Below are 21,249 nucleotides of genomic sequence, written 5' to 3' on the forward strand. Positions count from 1 at the left end.
AGATACGTAGACGGTTGTTGCAGGCTCCTTACCCTGCGAACTCTACCACCACCGCCGCTATTGCGCTCCGAGCACGCCATCCCATCGGCGCGGAATTTGGTGCGGGTTGCCTTCCTGCAACTCCGGCGGCAGCAACGCATCGGGCCAGCTCTGGAACGTCACCGGTGCCAGCCAGCGGCGGATTGCGGTTGCGCCCACCGAGGTATGCAATGGATTCGTCGTGGCCGGCCAGGGGCCGCCATGCTGCATGCCCCAGGCGACCGCGACGCCGGTCGGCCAGCCGTTGTAGATCACCCGGCCGGCGATGCGGCGCAGTGCGTCCGCTGCTTTCGCGGCGGCGGCCTGGTCGGACGCGGCGGCGTGCACGCCCGCGGTCAGCGAGCCGGGCAGGCGGCCGAGAAGGGCGAGGACGCGATCGACGTCGTCGTAGGTCACGATCAGCCCGGCCGGGCCGAAACATTCCTCAGTATACTTTTCCATATCCTGCGCAAACGTCGAGATGTCGACCGCGAACAACTGCGGCTGGACCCCGTAGGCATTTTCGTTGGCCAGGCCATTGGCGATGTGCGCGGCGTGCGCGGCCAGACTCTGCGTTCCGGAAACGTAGGCGTCGCGTATGCGCGCGGTCAGCATCGCCCCGCCCGCGGTTTTGGCGACGGCATCGGCGAGTTCCATGGCCAATGTTTTTGGCACGAAGGTCAGACCGGGATTCGTGCAGAACTGGCCGACACCGAGGGTGAGGGACTGCGCATAACCTTGCGCAATCTCCGCGCCCCGATCGGCCGCGGCTCCCGGCAGGATCACGGTCGGATTGATGCTGCCCAATTCGCCGTAGAACGGAATCGGCTCCGCTCGCGCCTGCGCCAGGTCGAACAATACCCGGCCGCCCTGGGTGGAGCCGGTGAATCCTGCGGCCTTGATCGCCGGATGCTGCACCAGGCTCGACCCCGCGGCGGTGCCGTAAACGATGTCGAACACGCCGGCCGGTGCGCCGGCGTCTGCAAGCGCGCGTGCCACCACCTGCGCGGTCGCGCGCGCGAGGCCGGGTTGCGCGGAATGCGCTTTGACGATCACGGAACAACCGGCGGCCAGCGCCGATGCGGTATCCCCACCCGCGGTCGAAAAGGCGAACGGAAAATTGCTCGCCGAGAACACCGCGACCGGACCGAGCGGTTGCAGCATACGCCGCAGCTCCGGCCGCGGCGGCACGATGCCCGGATCGGCGGAATCCAGCGTCGCTTCGACATAGCTGCCTTCGCGCAGCACGGACACGAACAGGCGCAGCTGGTTCGACGTGCGCTTGATCTCGCCGCTCAGGCGCGGCTGTCCGAGCGCGGTTTCGGCATCGGCAATTTCCACGAGTTCGTCGGTCGAGGCATCGAGCGCCGCCGCGATCTTTTCCAATACCACCGCGCGTTCTTCGCGCGAAGTGCGCGACCAGACTGCAAACGCCGCCTGTGCGCGCGTACAGATTGCATCGACCTCAGCGGCGCTCGTTTCCGCAATCGGTTCGCCAACGGGTTGGCCATTGCGTGGATTGATGCCTTGAACACTCACTTCGCCTGCTCCTTCAATTTGTTCTTGCGTTGGCGTGTTATTGCGCCGATGAAAAACGTTGATTCGGCGGCTGCGAATCAAGCCGGCTCGCCGTGCTTGCGCCACATCGCTTCGATCTGTTCCAGCGACTTGCCCTTGGTCTCGGGCACGAATTTCATCACGCCGATGAGCACGAGGCAGAAGAAGCCGTACAAGTAGAACGGGAACGCGTGGCGGAAGTGCTCTACGAGCCAGGGGTTCTCATCCATCATCGGGAAGGTCTGCGTTACTGCAAAGTCCGCGAGCCAGAGTGCACAGGTCGCGATGCCGAGCGCGCGGCCGCGCACGGCGGTCGGATAGATTTCCGCGAGGATGACCCAGACGACTGGACCGACCGACAGACCGAAGCAGGCGATGTAGACGAGGATCGGGGCGAGCATCCAGTTGCCGACCTGCGCGGGGCTGGCGGAGAACTGCGCGATGAGCCCCATGGCAATCAGCGCAGCGAACATGCCGGCGGAACCGAGCAGCATGAGCGGCTTGCGACCCCACCGGTCCACCGTGGCGATGGCGACGACGGTGAACAGCATGCACGAGCCATTGATGATGATCTGGGTGAGCAGTCCCGCGTCCACGCCGGTGGATTGGCTCATGCCCTTGAAGATGGTCGCGCCGAAGTACATGAACACATTGATACCGGTGACTTGCTGAAGCACGGCGAGCGCGATGCCGAGGAACAGCGGCAGCGCAAGCGAGCGCGAAAAGAGTTCGCTCCAGGTGCCTTTCTCCCGCGCGAGCGATTCACGGATCCCGGCGGCTTCGGCACGGGCGAAGTCCTCGCCGGCGGCTTTCGCAAGAATCGCATGGGCTCGGTCGTCCTTGTTGCGCTCGATGAGCCAGCGCGGGCTTTCCGGTAGGAACGGAATCAGCGCCGCGAAGACCGCCGAGGGCGCGATGCCAGTGGCGAACATCCAGCGCCAGCCGGTCTCGATGAGCCAGCGCTGCCCGCCGTCGAGGTCGCCGGCGTGGCTTTTCGCGATGAAGTAATTGACGAACGCGGTCAGCGCGATGCCGCTGGCGATGGCGATCTGGTTCACCGCGACCATGCGCCCGCGGATCGCGCCGGGCACGATCTCCGCGATGTACATGGGTGTCGAGATGGACGCGATGCCGATGCCGATACCGCCCAAGATGCGGAAGAGGTTGAAGACCGTGACGCTCTGCGGAAGCGCGGTGCCGATCGCGGAGAGGAGAAACATGATCGCGGCGAGCATCATTGCGAGGCGTCGTCCGAAGCGATCGGAAATCGGCCCGACCGCGAGCACGCCGCCGGCACAGCCGAGCAACACGCAGGCACTCACCCATCCTTTCAGTTCAGGCGTAAGCGAGAACTTTGCGGTGAGCGGCTCGATCGCGCCGGAAATCACACCGGTGTCGTAGCCGAACAGCAGGCCGCCGAGCGTCGCGACCAGGCACACGGGCAGCAGATAGCCCATGTTGATTTTCTCTCGCGATGAATCTCCGAGGGTGGGTGCGACGGCGGATGCGCTGGACATGTGGAAACCGAGTGAATGAGGGGAGTGGCGTTGCGGTGCGGCGGATACCCTTGTTACGTCTTGCGCAGGAAACGGATGAACTCGCCCACGCCGTATTCCCAACGCGGGATCTTGTCAGTGTGGTTGACCCAATTGACGAGGCGGCCGAGGTGCGGCGTGGCGATCTCGACGCGGTCGCCGAGCTTGTGGGTGAAGCCTTCGCCGGGTTTGTCACGATCGGCGGTCGGCGCGAACATGGTGCCGAGGAAAAGCAGAAAGCCGTCGGGGTACTGATGGTTGTCCGAGCAGACCTGGGCGACAAGCGTTGCGGGCGAGCGGCTGATCTCGGCCATCTTGTTGCGGCCGCTCACCTGGTATCCGTCAGGCCCTTCGAGCGTGAGCTCGACCTCGCATTGCTCGGCGTCCTCGAGCGAGAAGGTCTCGTCGAAAAGGCGGATGAAGGCGCCGAGCGCGCACGAGCCGTTCTGGTCTTTGGCCTCGCCAAGGAGCAGCGCGCTGCGGCCCTCGTAGTCGCGCAGGTTGACGTCGTTGCCGATCGTGGCGCCGACGATTTTTCCAGCGGGTGACACGGCGAGCACGACCTCGGGTTCGGGATTGTTCCAAGTCGATTCGGGCAGCACGCCGATCTGCATGCCGTGAGTGACCGCGGAGGACGGCTGCGCCTTGGTGAACACTTCGGCATCCGGGCCGATACCGACCTCGAGGTATTGCGACCACACACCCTCGGCGATGAGGCGCTTCTTCAGCTCGACCGTGGCTGGCGAGCCGGGCTTGGTCTTCGAAAGGTCGTCGCCGAGCGAGTCGTGGATGAGTTTGCGGATCTGCAGGGCCTTGGCCTTGTCGCCCTTGGCCTTTTCCTCGACGACGCGCTCGAGCAGGCTGCGCACGAAGGTGACGCCGCAGGCCTTGATCGGCTGGATGTCGTTCGGCGCCATGAGTACCACGCGCGTCTCGTCCGCGAGGCGCGCGGCGCGGCGAGTGAACAGGCTGTCGTTCAGCACCGTCTGCAGCGCACCGAGCGAGGCACCGCTCGCGCCGGCTTCGCGCACGACCTTCACCGGCTCGGGTGCGGAGAGCACATCGGAAATCGTCTGGAAGCGTGCGGAGGCGTCGATGACCAGGCCGTCGCGCAGCGTGACGATGCGCGGACCGGCGACGCCGTTTTTGGCGAGCGCGGCGGGCACCCAGGCGCGGCCGATCCACGTGCCGGTCCTGCCGCTTCCGGGCACGATTTCGTCGGCGGAGAATTCATGGCCAGTAACGGTTGAAAGAGAGGTGATGCTCATCGAGGAATTGCCGTGTCGTGCGCGCGTGGGATCAAACGGCGGCCTGGCCGCCCTTGAAGGAAAAGCCGCCATCGCAGCGCAGGTCCTGCGCGGTGATGTTGGCGGAGAGGTCGGAGGCGAGGAACACGAAGACGTTCGCCACCTCGTCGATCGAGGCGACCTTGCCGCGCGGGTGATTCGCATCGAACGAGGCACGCAGCGCGACGGGGTCCTCGCCGCAGTCGGCGATGTAGCGCGTGAGCATTGGCGAATCCACCGTGCCGGGCGAGACGGAGTTCACGCGGATATTCAACGGCGCGAGCTCCATCGCCTGGCCGCGCGCGAGGCCGATCAGCGCGGAATTGCAGGCACCGTACACCGCGTGTTTCGCGAAGCCGACATTGCCGGTGACGCTCGCCATGTGAATGATCGAGCCGCCGCCGGCGCGGCGCATCTGCGCGATGCAGTGCTTCGACATGAACACGGCGGATTTGAATTTCGCGCCGACGCACTCGTCGAACTGTTCGACGCTCATGTCCTCGACGTCCACTACCGGCATGACGGCGGCGTTGTTGACGAGCACCGAGACGGGGCCGAGTTTTTGCTCCGTCTCGGCGCAGAACTTGGCGATTTCGCTTTCATCGCAGATGTCGAAGGCGCCCCAGTGGCCCTTGCGGCCGAGCGCCTCGACAAGACGCGCGGTCTCGCGGACATTCTCGACGCGGCGCGCACAGACGGCGACATCGGCGCCCTCGCGCGCGAAGGCGAGCGCGATGCCGCGGCCGATGCCGTCGCCGGCGCCGGTGACGAGGGCGATTTTTCCGTTGAGCAGACTCATGCGTGTATCCGTGTTGGCTACCAGTCGAGCACGGCGCCGTCTTTCGCACGGATGGTCAGCGAGTGCATGACCTCCTGCTTGAACGGATGCTTGGCAGCGGCTTTTTCGTCCACCTCGATGCCGAGGCCTGGCGTCTCGCAGGGCAGCCAGTAGCCGTTCTTGGTCTGCAGGTCGCTCTTGACCACATCCCAGCGCCACGGCACATCGGTGAGCATGTCTTCCTGGATGAGGAAGTTCGGCGTGGAGAGGGCGAAGTGCAGCGCGGCCGCGTTGGCGACGGGGCCGAGCGGGTTGTGCGGGGCGACGCCCATTTGATACATCTCGGCCATCGCGGCGATTTTCTTCGCCTCGAGCAGACCGCCGCAGTGGCAGAGGTCGGGCTGGATGACATGGCAGGCGCGCTGTTCGAACACTTCGCGGAACTGATGGCGGCTGACGAGGCGCTCGCCGGTGGCGATCGGCACGCGCGTGGACTGGCGCACCTCGAGCAGCGCGGGGACATTCTCCGGCGGCACGGGTTCCTCGCAGAAGTACGGATGGAACTCCTCGATGGCGTTGATGTACTGGATCGCCATTGCCGGGTAGGTGCGGCCGTGGAAGTCCACCATGATGTCGATGTTGTCGCCCATCGCCTCGCGCAGCGTGCCGAACATGTGCGCGAAACGCTTCACGGTGGCCGGGCCTTCGAGCGGCTCGGAATAGGGCACGAACACGACCTTGATCGCGGTGTAGCCGTTGGCCACGCACTGCTGTGCGAGCTCGATGAGCGGCTCGACCTCGAAGGTTTCGTAGACGGCTTTCATGTTGCCGCCGCCGAGGTGCGTGTACATGCGCACCTTGTCGCGCACCTTGCCGCCGAGCAGGCGGTAGACGGGCACGCCGAGGTCCTTGCCGGCGATGTCCCACAGCGCCTGCTCGATGGAGGAGATCGCGCTCATGCCGATCACGCCCATGCGCCAGAAGCTCTGGCGGTACATCTTCTGGTAGATGTGCTCGATGTTGCGCGGGTCTTCGCCGAGCACCATCTGCTTCATGTCCTCGATCGTGCCGACCAGCGAGCGGGTCTTCCACTCGAGCGAGGCTTCGCCCCAGCCGAACAGGCCGGGCACATCCGTTTCGACTTTGGTGAACACCCAGTTGCGCATCTCGGCGTTCACGACCACGGTTTTGACGTCGGTGATTTTCATTTTTGAACGAAGTGCAGGGTAGGCTGATATTCGAGAAGCATTTGAAGGATAATTGATATATCAAATATCGAAAGTAATATTTTGGATGCAAAGAGCAAAACTTTCAAGTGCTTCCAAACGAAGCGCCAGCACAATTTCGACGAAAAGCGGAGTTGCGGCCTGCCGGCGCCAACAAGCCAAACAGGCGCACTGATCTAAGGCGGTGATCTTCTGCCTTAGATCTATGACAGCCGGTGCACGGTGCTTAGTGCGCTACAGATCACCGCCTTGCCGACCTCGTTCATGCGCATGGACGAGATCGGCGGTGCGTTGACCTAGTTGAACTGGAACCAATCGATATTGGCGACGTAGGTATTCGCCGATGCGACCGCGACGATATACAAGTTGTGCACTCCGCTTACTCCGGATACTGCACACGTTTGATTCGTAAAGGTCGTCCAGTTTCCCGTGCTTGTTGTCGTCAGCGTTCCGATCAAGGTTCCGGTCGGGCTGTCCAGCCTCAATTGCAGCTGATTGCCGGCATAGGTTGGCCACACCGACATGTTCGCGGTGAACTGCGTGTTGCCCGTTCCGAAGTCGACATTGTTGTAGGCCATCCATGAGCCATTCACGATGTATGCGACTACCGCTCCGGTGCCTCCGCTTGCGACCTGCACGCTGTTGTACGAATTGAAGCTCTCGGCCTGGAAGACGTTGGTGCTTGGTGCCCCATTGTCGAATGTAAAGTAATCAAAATTGGCTATGTACGCACCCGCCGGCGCCGATCCGACGATATAAAGGGTATGTACTCCGCTTGCTCCGGTTATCGGGCACCGCTGATTCGTGAAGGTCGACCAGCTGCCTGTGCTTGTCGTTGTCAGCGTTCCGATCAATGTCCCCGTGGGGCTGTCCAATCTCAACTGGAGCTGGTTTCCGGCATATTGCGGATGCACCGACATATTCGCGACGAACTCGGTGTTGCCTGTTCCGAAATCGACGTTGTTATAGACCATCTGCGAGCCGTTCTGGATATAGGCGACGATCTGTCCGGAACCACCGCTTACGGTCTGTACACTGGTCTGCGAGTCATAACTTTCTGCCTCGATCTTGCTCGTGCTCAGGCGATTATTCGAAAAAGTGAACGAATCGATATTGGCGACGTAGGCGCTCGCCGGTGCGGAGCCGACGATGTACAGGGTGTGTACGCCCTTGACCCCAGAGACGGCACAGATTTGATTCGTGAAAGTCGACCAACTGCCCGTACTCGTCGTCGTCAGTGTTCCGATCAACGTCCCCGTTGGGCTGTCCAATCTCAGCTGGAGCTGATTGCCGGCGTATTGCGGATGCACCGACATATTGGCGATGAACTCGCTGTTGCCGTTTCCGAAATCGATGCCGGTGTAGGCCATCCACGAGCCGTTCTGGATATTCCCGACGATCGTTCCGGTGCCTCCGCTGAAGTTCTGTACGCTGTTCTGCGAGCTGTAGCTTTCGGCCTGAATCGTGTTCGTGCTCGGCGTCGGCGTCGGCCCGATATAAAACCAACTCAAATCAAACAAACCCTGACTATCCAGCAGCCTGATCGTCTGCGTTCCAGCGCTCAACGTCACCGTGTCGGTCACCGTCGCCCAGGTGTCCCAACCGCCGGTGGCCGGAAGCGAGGTCGTCTTCTGGGTGACTCCATTAACCTGCAGTTGCACCTGGCCGCTGTAGCCCGAGGCAATGCCAACCCGGTACTGCAGCGTATAAGTCCCGGCTTGGGTCACATTGACGGCGTAATCGAGCCGGGAACCGAGGGCGTCCCAACCGATATATGACGTACCTTCGCTGGACGTCAGCGATGCCCCGATGCCCCACATAGTGTTGTAGTTGATCGCAGCGATCGTTCCCGGCAGTTGCTGTACCAGCGGCTGCACCGTAAGCGAGGGCGGCGGCGGCGCCGATGCTCCACCGTAAATGTAAAACTGGTCGAAGTAGCTGTCCGCGTTGGAGCTTGGGGAGCCCAGCGCCACGTAGTTGAAGGACAGTCCGGTACCGCTGATGGTTTTGACCAGGGTGTTGTCGACATACAATTTCACCGAGGTGGAATCGGTATAGTCGAACCTCAAGTTGTGCCAACCCGTTGCTCTGCGAAGACTGGTAGCGGTGGATGTTCCGCCAACGTTGACGACATAGTAGCCACCGCTGACGCCTGCGTTCACGCCCATCGAAACGATTCCGGCAGCCGTACCATTGTCTACTCGCGCAGAAGTGGCCCCCGTCGCCGTTAACCCATGCCCGGTATCGTAGGTCACAAGCTGAGGCGTATCTCTGTCAAAGAAATCCACGGAGACGACTTTGTTGAGGTTGTTCGGGAAACTGCGATACAGGATGGCCTTCGCCGTTCCTGCGCCACTTAGATCCAGCGCCGCGGTGCCATGGAACGGGCTTTCCGACATGTATTCCTTGCTGATCGTCGGCAGCATTCCGCTGTAGGACCACTTGGTCAGATCCAGGCCGCTTTCGAAGTCGTCCGAGAAATAAATGTTCGACGGCGGCGTAACCGTCGTATTGGTGATCGCACCTGCGTATGCCGCCGGGAATGTCGAAGCGTTTACGCCGATGTTTGCATAATCCATATTCGAATCGACAAATCCGTCAAGTCCATCTGCCGGACTCACGAAATTGAACGTCGTGTTGCTGCTGCTAACACCGAGCCCCTCGACATTATATTGGGCCGCGTTCACCGTCTTGATATTGGAGTACTGAGCACCACCCGGCCCCAAATCATTGTTGATATTGTTCGGTGTAATACCGGTCATCGTGGGAATGGCGGCCGATTTTTCCACGATGATCTGATCAAGATAGTTGGGTAATGGGGTCCCCGACGAATAAAGGAATCCGCAGAATATGCCGCCGTCATCGCCGCCATCCTGCTGGAGATTGTGCAGATAGATATGCGAGAAATGGTTGCCGTGGGTGTATTCGTCGCGCGAATTGCTATAACCCGACCTGTTCCAGCCCGGAACATCGGAACCCATCAAGCTGATCCCGCGCCGTGGCGAGTTGTACGCATCGATATGCGACACGGTATTGGCAGTCGCACCGGTGACGCCGATGGGATACGCGTACAGATTGAACTGCCCCACGTCGTGAATGACGAGGTTATCGACAAGGTTGTTGTTGGTGAAGCTGACTGCCTGCGACGTTCCGTCGACCCCGGGGAAACCGCCCTCGATATCGACGCCGACGTGACCCGTATATTCGATTAGCGAATTGCTGATGGTGTTGTAACTGGCGCCAAGTCCCAGCTCAACGCCAATCATGCCCGCGTTTTTTATATGGGAATTGGTGACCGTAATGTATTGAGCGTAAGTGATATTTACCACGCCCGATTGAAACTGCGGACGATCGCTCGAGCCGGCATATATCGGGTTGGTCGAATTGGTGGCGTAACTGGGGAGTGGGTAACCCGTTCCCTCTCCAGGGTAGGCGAGCCATGGCCAACCACTGCAGTAATAATCCGGGTAGCTCGTGTCGCCAAACTGGAGCCCGTCGAAGACGATATTGTGAACGGGCGTGATGACGGTGCTGTCACCGGTACCGGTTCTTTGACCCGCAAGCGTGATGACCTGCTGCGTGGTCGGAACGATAATATTCTGCAGCGCTAAATTTGTTTCGTTCGCCTTGGGATAATAGTAAAGATCGTAGGTGACCCGATTGAAGTAGAACTCTCCGGGCGTGTCCAAATACGCCAGATTGCCTTGCAAGTAGTATCTGGAACCGCCGCCAATCCAATAAAGCGGAGCAAAATCTCCCACATTGTTCGGATTGAATGTCAGCGTCCTTGATGTCGTGTTGATGCTCGTCACCGGCAGCGTATCGCTGTCCCAGGAACGGCCAGCACCGATGTCGTTCGTTACGATCTGTACGCTGAGATCTCCTCTCGTCTGTGCATTCGCCAGCTGGCTCGCGAAGACGTTCGACGCGTCCGCAGAGTTATAGACCATGCTGATGTAGGTGCCGGAACTCGAACCCATCGGGTTGTCGAAAAGCGTCGACGGATAGCCAGGGTATTTGTTCGAATTCAGCGTCCTTGCCTGAGTCGCCCTCGCATCGTTGACGTAAAGGGTATTGACGCCGAACACGCCGTTCGCATTGAGCGGCAACGGGCCGGAAGTTGCCGGGAGTCCGGCGGGAAATGTCGCGTTTAGTTGAGCCAGCAAATTGGTCTTGTACACGGTGCCGACGAGGGTTTGCTGCATATCCGAATCCGGATTTGCCGCGTTGGTCGATGCCTGTACCAGCGACCAGGTGGAGTTGACCTGCACGCCACCCACGAATACAGCGCTGCCGATCGCGCCGGAATTTTTATAGTAAATGTTATAGCCGTTCGTACCAGAATCGGCCACGCTGAAGCTGATCGTGCTGGGCACATAATAAGTGCCTGGGGCGATATACACGTAAATATCGCCCGTCATGCTGCCGTTGTTGGCCCTGACGATGTCGCGGGCTTTCGCGAGCGTGGCAAACGGAAGCGCTTGCGTACCCGGGTTGCTGTCGCTACCGCTCGGAGATATGTAAAAAGTCGCTTGTACGGTCGCCTGCGCCGCGGTCGAAAAGCCCGTTGCGGCCAGTGCCAGCAACATCATCGCGTTCAAGATCGGAGATGGTCTTTTTAGCCCATCGCATTTCGTAGTCACAATCATCCCTCCCAGGACTATTCATGTGTTTTAGGGGTGCGCCTTCAGCAAGGTGGAACCTTGCCCCTGAAAGCAACTCGCCTCCATGATTGCGTCGTGTTATTGCGGCCTGCGCTGCTTGCGCGCCGTAGTTATGTTTTGGCCGCGCCGAAGATAGCGCCGAGAAGCGCAATGTTGACAAAAAAGTCAAATATGTTGACATTAGGTGATGCCACAGCAACAGACAGTCGCTCGATCATCGCGCCAGCTCGCCACGTCGCTGTTCAAGGCGCTGGACATTCTTTCCGCGGTCGCACTGAACCCGCGCGGCGTGACCATGGCTGAACTGACTCGGGCGTTATCCCTGCCTCGCACGACGATCTTGCGCATACTCCAATCGTTGGAGGTCTATGGCCTCATCGAGCACGAGAACCATGCATTTCGCGTGACTCCTCGGTTCCACGCCTGGACATCGGCCGACCCATTCGCTGAGCTGCGCCAACGCATGCGTCCGCGTCTGGAGCGACTGTCCCGCGAATTCCGGGAATTGATCGTCCTCGGCGTCGCCGAAGGCAACCGACTGCGCCACGTGGACTACGTCGAATGGGAGCATCAGGTGGTCGTGCGGCCTGGGCTGGCGCAGCGCTATCCGCTGCATCGATCCGCGATGGGCAAGCTGCTCCTGAGTCAGCGACCGGACCTCTGCGTACGACTAGCCAGTGACGGACGGCTGAGCAAGGAAATCGCGCAAGCTCACGAAACGGGGCACGCATGGAATCGCGAGGAAACCGAGCGCGGCATCATCGCCGTGGCCGCGTGGGCGGAACCGGTCTCGCCGCTCTCGTCGATGATTTCGGTCAGCTGGCCAACGTCCCGCTTCAGTGAGCGCAAAGCCGCGCAGGCGTTGCGTGCGATCGTGGCTGGGGCGACTGGACAACGGTATTGATCTGTTGGGAAAGGCCTGGGCAAATCCCTCCTGGATTTGTCAGCCCGCGTCGAACCGGTACATGCCCGGACTCGACTATGCCGAATAAAAAGGTTCTACACGCTCATTTTTCCGACGTGCTTGAAGAGGCCAAATGGCCTTTTGCCGCGAAGTACCAGATGTACAGATAACAGGGCACCATCAACGCGGCGAACACGACTTGGAAATCGAACGTCTGTCGCAGCACCGCAAAAAGTTGCGGAATCAGTGCGCCACCGACGATGCCCATGATCAAAAGGGCTGCCCCACGTTCGATAAGCCGCCCGAGGCCATGCACGGCGAGGGGGAAAATGGCCGGCCACATCATGGCATTGGCAAAGCCCAGCGCGGCTACGAAACCCACCGACAGATATCCTTTGGTGAGGAATGCGCCGAGCGTGAGCAGTACTCCGAGAATCGCCGACCCGGCCAGGTATCGGTCCTGCGATACGAAGCGCGGGATGGCCACAAATCCGGTGACATAGCCGAGCAACATGCAGCCGAGCGTCAGCGAGGTAAAAAATTTCGCCTCGTCGAGCGGAATGTTGAAGCTGCGGCCGTAGGTGCCGATCGCGTCGCCGGCCATCACCTCGGCGCCGACGTAGACGAAGATCGCCAGCGCGCCAAGCCATACATGCGGGTATTGCCAGAGCGTTTTCTCTTGCGCGCCGGATGCAGCGCTTGAGCCATTGTGCTCGGCGCGCACATCGGGCAACGGCGAGAGCAGAATGCCGACACCGAGCAACGCAAGCATGCCGGCCATCGCCAGATACGGCAGATGGATGCTCGCGGCGAACGTGTCGAGCAGTTGCTCCTTGCCCGCGGCATCGGCGGCAGCGACTTTGGTGGCAATATCACCCATGCCGTGCAACACCAGCGTGCCGAGCAGGATCGGCGCTGCGATGCCGGCGATCTTGTTGCAGATGCCCATGATCGCGATGCGTTGCGCCGCGCTCTCGATCGGCCCCAGGATGCTGATGTAGGGATTGGCTGCGGTCTGCAGCACCGCAAGTCCCGCGCCGATCACGAACAGGCCGGCGAGTGCGCCCGGATACCAGCGCCGCGTGCAGAATTCGCCGAACAGAATCGCGCCGCCCGCCATGATCCACAACGCCGTCGCCATGCCTCGCTTCATCCCGGTGCGATCGAGCAGCCACGACGCCGGCAGCGCCCAGCAGAAATACGAAAGATAAAAGACGAAGGTCACGAGAAATGCGTTCACCAGATTGAGGTCGAACGCGAGCTGCACGAACGAAATCAGCGGGCCGTTGATCCAGGTGAACCAGCCCATGATGAAAAACAGTCCGCCGATGATGGCGATCGAGGTGCTCGGATTTTGCTGAATACCGCCCGCCTTCATTTCCGTTCCTTATTTTCCGAAGCCGTTTGCACTAAACCGCTGCCCGCAAGCCTCTGCGTACTGGCGCAACACGTAGGTCACGCCCGCGCGCAGAATGTCGCTGGCCGAGTTGGCCAGGTGTCCTGCGCGGATGTCGTCGTACTGCCGCGGCAGGAACTGGCTGAGCAGGGCGAGCGGCAGTGCGCCGGTCGGCGAAGCCGCATCGAGGTTGCGCATGAGTGTGTCGCAGGCCTCGTGGATGCGCGGATGTGCCCAGTAGTAGCGCACGCGATCGCTGAGGCTGTATTGCAGGTCGAATGTCAGGCGGCTCGCGTCGGTGTAGTACTTGTTCCAGTACTTGGGCTCGGCACGCATGACCTCGAGCACGACCTGGCGCAGACCGGAACGCTTTGCGGCTGGCAGCATTTCGTCCTCGATGAACGACAGCGCCCACAATGTTTCGCGCAGCGCGTAGGTCACGCCGGGGCCGACCTTGAGGATAGCGAAGTGGCCGCGCACGAGGGCGGCGAGTGCTTCTGCCGTTTGATAGTCGGTGGAGTGCGCTTCGTAGACCAGTCCGGGGAAAGGTTCGATCGCGGCGCTGAGCGCGCGTGCCTTGTCCGGTTGGAAGTCGACCACGTCATGGTGATCGAATTCGACGCCGGGTTGGACGACGAGACCGATCACGCGCTGCCAGGCGTTTGCGAGACCGTGCTCGGCGAAGGCTTTGCGATGCGCTTCGACCGTCGCCGCCATCGCTTCGGGACGCGTAGCCTGCAGTTCGTCTAGTTCTTCTTTCGCCCCGCCCGGCACGGGCACTTCGGTCCCGACGATATAGACCGGCGCTTCACCGCCGCTGCGTTGCCACGCGCGCTCGGCGACGGCGGCGAGACGCGCGGCGCGCATGGCGACCTCGGCGTCGGCCAGCACCGCAGGATCGTCCGCGCAGGCCATCGAGCAATCGAGATGGATCTTGCGGAAGCCGGCGGCCACGTAGTCGTCGATCAGCGTATCGGACTTCGCCATCGCCGCTGCGGCGGGTTCGTCCTGCCATGCGTTCGGGCCGAGATGATCGCCGCCGAGCAGCACCTGCTCGCGCGCGAGACCCACACGGTCCGCCTTGGCCATGACGAAGGCGTGGAAGTCGGTAGGACGCATGCCGGTGTAGCCGCCGAACTGATTGACCTGGTTCGAGGTGGCCTCGATAAGCACGGGCCGGCCATTGTCGCGCGCGTGGATCAACGCGGCGTCGAGCACGACCGGATGCGCCGAACAGATTGAAGGAATGCCGACCGGCTGTCCGGAACGATGTTGGGCGACGAGGTCGAGCAGAGCTTTCATGTTGGTTGCATCGGTCCTGGGTTTGTCTATGGCGCGTCGATCAGCGCGAGGGCTTCATCGGCCGTGCCTTGCATCGCGGTGCCACCGACCCCGCGCGTGGACAAGGCGCCGCAGGCATTGCCCCAGCGCAGGCAGTCGAGTGCGGGCAGGTCACGCAGCCAGGCGTGGAGGAAGCCGGCGTTGAACGAATCGCCTGCGCCGGTCGTGTCGACGGCCTGTGTCGAATAGCCCGGTGCCGACAGCGGTTTGCCGTGATCGAGCGTGATTGCGCCGCGGCTGCCGGTCTTGATGACCAGGCGTGTGCTGCCGTTGTCGAGCGCACGCAGTGCGTCCTCGGGCGTATCGGTGCCGGTGATCGCACTGGCCTCGCTCTGGTTCGGCAGGAATACATCGACGTGCCGCAGCACCTCGATCAGCTCGCGTCCCCAGCGCTGTTCGGGATCGGAGCCCGGATCGAGCGAGGTCGTCAATCCGGCCGCGCGAGCACGCGCGAACAGTTCGCCGAGTTGCGGACGCAATTTGGTCTGCAAGTAATAGGAGGAGACGTGCAGATGCTGCGCGCCCGCGAGCGCGGCATCGCTCACATCGTCTGCCGCGAGTTCGGCGATCGCACCGGGCCAGGTGAGCAGCGCGCGGTCGACGTTCGAGGACATCGCCACAGTGACGCCCGTGCGCAAGCCGTCATCGGGAACCACGCCCGCGGTGTCAACGCCGCGCTCGTGCAGTGCATCGATGCAAAATCGGCCGAAAGCGTCGTTGCCGCAGCAGCCGACGAAGCGCATCGGATCGCCAAGCCGGGCCAGGCCCATGGCGAGGATCATCGACGAGGAACCGGGGCACGGCAGGTAGGTTTGCGCCAGCGTCTCGCGGCCGAACTGCGGTAACACGGGCACGCCGGTGAAGATCAGGTCGACGTTGATCTCGCCGGCAATGACGATGTGTTTCATCGCGTTTGGCCGGCCGCATGGATGGCGAATTCCTCGACTACGCGCGTGAGCACACCGGCCGAGGGCGCATCGGGCTTCTGGCCCAGATGCAGACAGCGGAAGAAGGCGAGCAACTGGCCGACGACGACGTCGATCATATGATGTTGGGTCTCGCCGAGCGCATTGAGGCCCGGCAGATCGATGGCCAGATCGCCCGCACCGACGACGCCGGCCGGAATCCCCTCGCCGACGATGACGCGGGCGAGGCCGAGCTGCTTGCGCTCGAGTTCACGCAGCAGATCGTATTCGTAGTCGCGCACGCTTGCCTGCGCGGACAGGAGCGCGACGACGAGGCTCGGGCGGTTCAGCGCCGACATCGGACCGTGACGCAGGCCGAGAAACGTTTCCGCCATCGTCGCCACCGCGCCGCCCGACATCTCGAGCATCTTCAGTGCCGATTCGCGCGCGGCGCCCAGGCCGGGGCCGCTGGCGAGATAGACGGCGTTGGAAAAATTCTTGCGCGCGATTATCGCGAGCGCATCGGCGTAATCGTCGAACAGTTGCTGGGCGATATCGGCGGCCCGCGCGGACTGCGCCTTGTAGGCATCGACTTGTGCGAGCGCGCCGCCGGCGAGCAGCATGTTGGTGAAGCTGCTGGTCATCACCAGACTGCGATCATTGGTGCGCGCATCGAGCAGCAGCACGCGCACGCGCGGCTCGTCGCGATAACGCGTCGCCAGGCGACCGTTCGCGTTGCAGGTAATCACCAGATGCGTGCAGGCCGGCGCAGAGGCGAGAGTCGAATCGACCACGGCGGCGCTTTCCGGGCTGTCGCCCGAGCGCGCGATCGATATGATCAGGCCGCGACCCGGCGCGAGCGTGCCGCGCAGATCGGTCAAGAGATCGCCGGCCGGGATGGCGCGGCAGGGAATGCGCAGGGCGGCCTGCAGCACCGCAGCGAGGCATTCGCCGACGTGCACTGAACTGCCCGAGCCGGTCAGTACGATGTGCTCTGGGCGTACGCTCAGGGCTTGCGCGAGTACGGCAGCAACGGTCGGACCGGCGAGCAATTCGGCCGTGCCGTACCAGGTCTGCGGCTGCTGCAGGATTTCGCGCAGGGTATCCGCGTAGCCGGCCTGCGACTGCTGCTCCGCATTGCCGGCAAGCAAGCGGCCGAGTTCAGCCGAGGGTGACAAATGGGATATGAGGGCTGGCATCAAAGATCAGCTTTAGAGATGAGCGATTGATATATCAACACAGTTTGATAATATATTAGATACAAAAACAGGAAGCTTCAAGTGCTTTTGCCTAAGCTGACGTGCGATGAAGAGGTCGACTTTCGGGCGAAAGAAAATTGGTGGAGGCTGAACCCGAAGGAATATGACATAAAATGAAAGTGTAGTATGCTGAATTGTACAGTAAATGAAAGTAAATGAAATATTCAAGTACTTTTCAAATTAACCTCCTCGCCGACGCCGCGGCGAGCCGCAGGCAGATCAGCGCGGACGGGCGCAAGCTTTCATTACGCCGCCCTGCACTCGAGGCCGGCGCGCGATCCGATCGATCGAAGCAATGATAAGCGGCGGCATTTTTTTCGGCGTGAAACGCCCAGGACAACCAGAATGAACACCTCGACCCAACGCAAACCACCGATGGCGTCGCCGACGCAGGCCCGATGCTTCTGCTGCACGCCGCCGCTGTCGATCGTGCGTGGCAGTGCCGGCAAGAACCCGCTGCAGACCGCACGCGATGCGAGCAAGGTCGATCTGCGCCTGACCGACTTCCAGCCGCGCAGCATGTTGCGCGTGCGCGAGACGCGCATCGAGCGTCCGCGCTTTCCGGTCATCGACGTGCACACGCATTTGAGCTGGATGAGTCAGACGCGCAACGGCGTGTCCGTCGGCGAGGAGATGACCTGGTTCGCTTCGCCCGAGGAATTGCTGCCGATCATGGAGCGCAAGGGTATACGCGCGATGGTCAACCTGACCGGCGGCGTCGGCAAGGGACTGGAAGCGACGATCGATCGCTTCGACCGTGCGGCGCCGGGGCGCTTCCTGACGATGACCGAGCCGTCGTTCGAACATGTCGCCGAAGCCGACTACCCGCAGCGCCAGGCCGATGCGTTGGCGCAGGCCAAGCGCGCCGGCGCCTGCGGCCTCAAGCTGCTCAAGACGCTGGGGCTGTATCTGCGCGAGCACCTCGACGCAGGCGCGCGGCTGAGGATCGATGACCACCGCTTCGATTCGATGTGGGCGACTTGCGCAGATCTGAGCCTGCCGGTGTTCATCCACAGCGCCGATCCGGCGGCATTCTTCCTGCCGACCGACGCGCACAACGAGCGCTACGAGGAACTGGCCAATCATCCGGACTGGTCGTTCTACGGTGCGGAATTTCCAAGCTACGACGAATTGATCGCCGCGCGCGACCGCGTCATTGCGCGGCATCCGCAGACGACTTTCGTCTTGATGCATGTCGGTTCGCAGGCCGAGGACCTTGCGGCGATTTCCGCTTGTCTCGACCGCCACCCGAACGTGCACGTCGACATCAGCGCGCGCGTCGGCGAGCTCGGGCGTCAGCCGCGTGCGAGCCGGCAGTTCTTCGAGCGTTATCAGGACCGCATTCTGTTCGGCACCGACGCGGTGCCGCCGCCCTGGGGCGACGAGGTGCCGCAGCAGTTGCTCGGCGACGAGCTCTACGAAATCTACTACCGCTTCCTGGAGACGGAAGACGAGTATTTCGATTACGCGCCTGCCGACGTTCCGCCGCAGGGACGTTGGTCGATCTACGGCGTCGGCCTGCCCGAGACAATCCTGCGCAAGGTCTATCACGACAACGCTGCTCGATTGCTCGGCTTGGCAACATGATTCGATCGCGTGCGGCGCTCCCCCTATTTTTTGGGGAAAGACAAATTTGGAGCAGGTTATGAATCGCATCAAAAACATCGTCATTGTCGGCGGTGGCAGCGCCGGCTGGATGGCCGCATCAGCATTGGTCAAGGTGCTCGGCACCGAGAATTACTCGATCCGCCTGATCGAGTCGGAAGAGATCGGCATCGTCGGAGTGGGCGAGTCGACCCTGCCGCATCTGCGATTGTTCAACAACATGCTGGGCATCAACGAGATCGAGTTCGTCAAGGAGACGCAGGCGACGTTCAAGCTCGGCATCCAGTTCGTCGACTGGCTGCGCGAAGGACAGCACTACGTACATGCGTTCAGCCCGACCGGGCGCGACTATGGCCGGCTGCCGTTTCATCAATGCTGGCTCAAGGCGTGGCGGATGGGACGCGCCTCGCCAATCGGCGATTACTCGCTTACCGCGCTCGCAGCAGAGCGCGGCAAATTCATGCCGTCGCCGAACGACGTGCCGGCATCGTCGCCGCTGTCGAATATTGCGTATTCCTACCAATTCGACGCCGGACTCTACGCGCAATGGCTGCGCCGCTACGCTGAAGCGCGCGGTGTCAAGCGCACCGAGGGCAAGATCAGGCAGACCGTGCTGCGCGAGCCGGACGGTTTCGTCGACGCGGTCGTGATGGAGAATGGCGAGCGCATCGACGGCGATTTGTTCATCGACTGCTCCGGCTTCCGCGGCCTCTTGATCGAGCAGGCGCTGCACACCGGCTATGAGGATTGGTCGCACTGGCTGCCGTGCAATCGCGCGCTGGCGGTGCCGAGCGAAAGCTTCGGCCAGCCGACGCCCTACACGCGCGTCACTGCGCGTCCGGCGGGTTGGCAATGGCGCATTCCGTTGCAGCATCGCGTCGGCAACGGCTACGTCTATTCGAGCAATCACATCAGCGATGACGAAGCCGCGGCCTACCTGCTCTCGCATCTCGACGGCAAGCCGCTGGCTGATCCACGCCCGCTGCGCTTCACCAGTGGGCGGCGCAAGAAATTCTGGAACAAGAATGTCGTCGCGCTCGGGCTGGCAAGCGGCTTTATCGAACCGCTCGAATCGACCAGCATCTTCCTCGTGCAATCGGGTATCGCGCGCCTGCTCGATCTGTTTCCCGAAGCCGACTTCAACCAGGTCCTGATCGACCGCTACAACGCGCAATCGGTGTTCGAGTGGGAGCGCATCCGCGACTTCCTGATCCTGCATTACAACGCGACCGAGCGCGCGGATACGCCGTTCTGGGATTACTGCCGCACGATGTCCATCCCCGATTCGCTACGCGGCTACATCGAGCTGTTCCGCAACAGCGGGCGCTACTTCCGTGATGCCGATGAAATGTTTACGGTCACAAGTTGGGTGCAAGTGATGATCGGACAGGGCATCTTGCCGCAGAGCTACCACCCGGTCGTCGATCAGCTGCCGGAAGCGGAGCTGGACGAATTTCTTGGCGACGTAAAGAACGTCGTCGCGACCTGCGTTGAGGCGATGCCAATGCACCAGGTCTTCATCGATAACTATTGCAAGGCACCGCCGCTCGGACTGAGTTGAAGGCCACAACACAGGCGCCTGGGGCGCCGATCTGCTGACCTCGCGCTGCGCTCAGCGGCGCACGTCGAAACGGCGTTCCCGACAGAACGCCGTGACATCCGCCGCGCCGAGTGGGAAGAAATCGCCGGGAATCGAATGCTTCAGGCAACCGGCCGCGAGGCCGAAGGCCAGCGCATCGGCATCACTCATGCCGCTGAAAAGGCCGTGCAGGACGCCGGCGGCAAACGCGTCTCCAGTGCCGATGCGGTCGACGATCTGCGCGATCGTCAGCGCCGGCGTGAATACGCAGCCCGAACGCGTGTGCATTGTCGCGGACAGTTCGTGATGGTCGACGCTGTGCTGTACGCGTTGCGTGGCCATGATGCGCGTGAGTTGCGGAAACGCGCTGAACGCCGCATCGGCCGAGACGCGGCCGATGTTCTCAGCCGATTCGCGCGAAAAATCGCGGCCGAGCACGAGAGCGATATCGCGATCGTCGGCGAATAGCATATCGGCGCAGGCAAACAGTTTGTGCAGGATCAGGCTGGGCTCGACATCTCTCGCGCGCCAGAGGGTCGAACGAAAATTGCCGTCGAACACGACCGTAAGACCTCGTTCTCTCGCTCGACGCGCCGCGTCGAGCGCTGCCTGTGCAGCCTGCGCGCTGACTGCTGGCGTGATCCCGGACAGATGCAGGACGTCCGCGCCTTCGAGCAATTCGTTCCAGCGATATTGTTCGGGCGCAGAGAGCGCAAATGCCGAATGCGCGCGATCGTAAAGCACGCGACTTGCGCGGTTGCCTGAACCGGTCTCGAGAAAGTACAGCCCCATGCGCCCATCTGCCGCGAACACACCGGTGACGTCCACGCCGCGACGTCGCAGTTCACCCAGGGCCGCGGCACCGATCGCATTGTCCGGCACCACGCTGACCATCGCGGCATGGTGGCCGAATCCCGCCAGCGCGACGGCGACATTCGCTTCGGCGCCGCCAAAGGTCGTGTGCAGATGCGGAGATTGCAGCAACAGCTCGCGTCCGGGTGCGGACAGGCGCAGCAGCAGTTCTCCGAAACACGCGAACGAATAAGGCTTCTTGTTCATAGCAATCTCCTGCCGTAGGGCCCCGGTTTTCCGAAAGCGCGCACCTGCCATTGTCCGCTGTTTACGATTTGTTTCAAATCTGTTGACATCACTAAACTCTGCTGATATTTTACATGCAAGATTAGAGATTTCGATAC

At 61.8% G+C, this 21,249-nt stretch carries 14 protein-coding genes; 3 read left to right on the plus strand and 11 right to left on the minus strand.

Translation table 11 applies throughout. From position 1 onward, the window contains the following. Window positions 1-57 precede the first annotated feature (57 nt). The 6 genes from F455_RS0107165 to F455_RS0107195 form a co-directional block, all read right to left on the minus strand. Window positions 58-1,557: an aldehyde dehydrogenase (NADP(+)) gene (locus F455_RS0107165; RefSeq protein WP_018972599.1), complete on the minus strand. Its 1,500-nt coding sequence runs from the start codon at window positions 1,555-1,557 to the stop codon at window positions 58-60. A 77-nt stretch (window positions 1,558-1,634) separates the two neighbouring features. Then, window positions 1,635-3,032 (minus strand): sugar porter family MFS transporter, encoded by a 1,398-nt coding sequence (locus F455_RS0107170; protein WP_018972600.1) that lies wholly within the window; start codon window positions 3,030-3,032, stop codon window positions 1,635-1,637. 113 nt (window positions 3,033-3,145) lie between these two features. Continuing rightward, window positions 3,146-4,378 (minus strand): fumarylacetoacetate hydrolase family protein, encoded by a 1,233-nt coding sequence (locus F455_RS0107175; protein ID WP_018972601.1) that lies wholly within the window; start codon window positions 4,376-4,378, stop codon window positions 3,146-3,148. A gap of 31 nt (window positions 4,379-4,409) precedes the next feature. Beyond that, window positions 4,410-5,195, minus strand: a complete 786-nt coding sequence (locus tag F455_RS0107180) for an SDR family NAD(P)-dependent oxidoreductase (RefSeq protein ID WP_018972602.1) — start codon at window positions 5,193-5,195, stop codon at window positions 4,410-4,412. Window positions 5,196-5,212: 17 nt separating this feature from the next. Further along, window positions 5,213-6,382 (minus strand): galactonate dehydratase, encoded by a 1,170-nt coding sequence (gene dgoD, locus F455_RS0107185; protein ID WP_018972603.1) that lies wholly within the window; start codon window positions 6,380-6,382, stop codon window positions 5,213-5,215. A gap of 314 nt (window positions 6,383-6,696) precedes the next feature. Further along, a complete protein-coding gene (locus F455_RS0107195) occupies window positions 6,697-10,992 on the minus strand; it encodes a carbohydrate-binding protein (protein WP_245539978.1) in 4,296 nt (1,431 codons plus the stop codon). Between the two features lie 259 nt (window positions 10,993-11,251). On the opposite strand from F455_RS0107195, the gene F455_RS0107200 reads away from it, so the two are divergent. Beyond that, complete coding sequence (locus tag F455_RS0107200; RefSeq protein ID WP_018972606.1) at window positions 11,252-11,968, plus strand: IclR family transcriptional regulator; 717 nt, start codon at window positions 11,252-11,254, stop codon at window positions 11,966-11,968. A 103-nt stretch (window positions 11,969-12,071) separates the two neighbouring features. Here the strand turns inward: F455_RS0107200 and F455_RS0107205 are convergent, their stop codons facing one another. The 4 genes from F455_RS0107205 to F455_RS0107220 are packed head-to-tail and all read right to left on the minus strand — an operon-like array spanning window position 12,072 to window position 16,809. Beyond that, window positions 12,072-13,346, minus strand: a complete 1,275-nt coding sequence (locus F455_RS0107205; protein ID WP_018972607.1) for a sugar MFS transporter — start codon at window positions 13,344-13,346, stop codon at window positions 12,072-12,074. A gap of 9 nt (window positions 13,347-13,355) precedes the next feature. Beyond that, window positions 13,356-14,666: a D-tagatose-bisphosphate aldolase, class II, non-catalytic subunit gene (locus tag F455_RS0107210; protein ID WP_018972608.1), complete on the minus strand. Its 1,311-nt coding sequence runs from the start codon at window positions 14,664-14,666 to the stop codon at window positions 13,356-13,358. 26 nt (window positions 14,667-14,692) lie between these two features. After that, window positions 14,693-15,613 carry a carbohydrate kinase family protein gene (locus F455_RS0107215; RefSeq protein WP_018972609.1) on the minus strand — a complete coding sequence of 307 codons (921 nt, stop codon included), beginning with the start codon at window positions 15,611-15,613 and terminating at the stop codon, window positions 14,693-14,695. Further along, window positions 15,610-16,809 carry an SIS domain-containing protein gene (locus F455_RS0107220; protein ID WP_083918817.1) on the minus strand — a complete coding sequence of 400 codons (1,200 nt, stop codon included), beginning with the start codon at window positions 16,807-16,809 and terminating at the stop codon, window positions 15,610-15,612. The genes F455_RS0107215 and F455_RS0107220 overlap by 4 nt, the downstream gene beginning before the upstream one ends. Before the next feature lie 405 nt (window positions 16,810-17,214). On the opposite strand from F455_RS0107220, the gene F455_RS0107225 reads away from it, so the two are divergent. Both F455_RS0107225 and F455_RS0107230 read left to right on the plus strand, forming a co-directional pair. Continuing rightward, window positions 17,215-18,456, plus strand: a complete 1,242-nt coding sequence (locus tag F455_RS0107225) for an amidohydrolase family protein (protein WP_018972611.1) — start codon at window positions 17,215-17,217, stop codon at window positions 18,454-18,456. 58 nt (window positions 18,457-18,514) lie between these two features. Continuing rightward, window positions 18,515-20,035 (plus strand): tryptophan halogenase family protein, encoded by a 1,521-nt coding sequence (locus F455_RS0107230; RefSeq protein WP_018972612.1) that lies wholly within the window; start codon window positions 18,515-18,517, stop codon window positions 20,033-20,035. A 51-nt stretch (window positions 20,036-20,086) separates the two neighbouring features. On the opposite strand, the gene F455_RS0107235 is transcribed toward F455_RS0107230, so the two are convergent. Then, complete coding sequence (locus tag F455_RS0107235) at window positions 20,087-21,112, minus strand: sugar kinase (protein ID WP_018972613.1); 1,026 nt, start codon at window positions 21,110-21,112, stop codon at window positions 20,087-20,089. Window positions 21,113-21,249: the final 137 nt, after the last annotated feature.

It is taken from the genome of Rudaea cellulosilytica DSM 22992 (genome assembly GCF_000378125.1).
Lineage (GTDB): Bacteria > Pseudomonadota > Gammaproteobacteria > Xanthomonadales > Rhodanobacteraceae > Rudaea > Rudaea cellulosilytica.

What these genes read in the sequence shown, in the direction of transcription:
- F455_RS0107230 (WP_018972612.1), top strand. Translation starts at nt 18,515, where the DNA reads ATGAATCGCATCAAAAACATCGTCATTGTCGGCGGTGGCAGCGCCGGC.
- F455_RS0107235 (WP_018972613.1), bottom strand. Translation starts at nt 21,112, where the DNA reads ATGAACAAGAAGCCTTATTCGTTCGCGTGTTTCGGAGAACTGCTGCTG.
- F455_RS0107210 (WP_018972608.1), bottom strand. Translation starts at nt 14,666, where the DNA reads ATGAAAGCTCTGCTCGACCTCGTCGCCCAACATCGTTCCGGACAGCCG.
- F455_RS0107200 (WP_018972606.1), top strand. Translation starts at nt 11,252, where the DNA reads ATGCCACAGCAACAGACAGTCGCTCGATCATCGCGCCAGCTCGCCACG.
- F455_RS0107225 (WP_018972611.1), top strand. Translation starts at nt 17,215, where the DNA reads ATGAACACCTCGACCCAACGCAAACCACCGATGGCGTCGCCGACGCAG.
- F455_RS0107215 (WP_018972609.1), bottom strand. Translation starts at nt 15,613, where the DNA reads ATGAAACACATCGTCATTGCCGGCGAGATCAACGTCGACCTGATCTTC.
- F455_RS0107175 (WP_018972601.1), bottom strand. Translation starts at nt 4,378, where the DNA reads ATGAGCATCACCTCTCTTTCAACCGTTACTGGCCATGAATTCTCCGCC.
- F455_RS0107170 (WP_018972600.1), bottom strand. Translation starts at nt 3,032, where the DNA reads ATGGGCTATCTGCTGCCCGTGTGCCTGGTCGCGACGCTCGGCGGCCTG.
- F455_RS0107205 (WP_018972607.1), bottom strand. Translation starts at nt 13,346, where the DNA reads ATGAAGGCGGGCGGTATTCAGCAAAATCCGAGCACCTCGATCGCCATC.
- dgoD (WP_018972603.1), bottom strand. Translation starts at nt 6,382, where the DNA reads ATGAAAATCACCGACGTCAAAACCGTGGTCGTGAACGCCGAGATGCGC.
- F455_RS0107195 (WP_245539978.1), bottom strand. Translation starts at nt 10,992, where the DNA reads ATGATGTTGCTGGCACTGGCCGCAACGGGCTTTTCGACCGCGGCGCAG.
- F455_RS0107220 (WP_083918817.1), bottom strand. Translation starts at nt 16,809, where the DNA reads ATGCCAGCCCTCATATCCCATTTGTCACCCTCGGCTGAACTCGGCCGC.
- F455_RS0107180 (WP_018972602.1), bottom strand. Translation starts at nt 5,195, where the DNA reads ATGAGTCTGCTCAACGGAAAAATCGCCCTCGTCACCGGCGCCGGCGAC.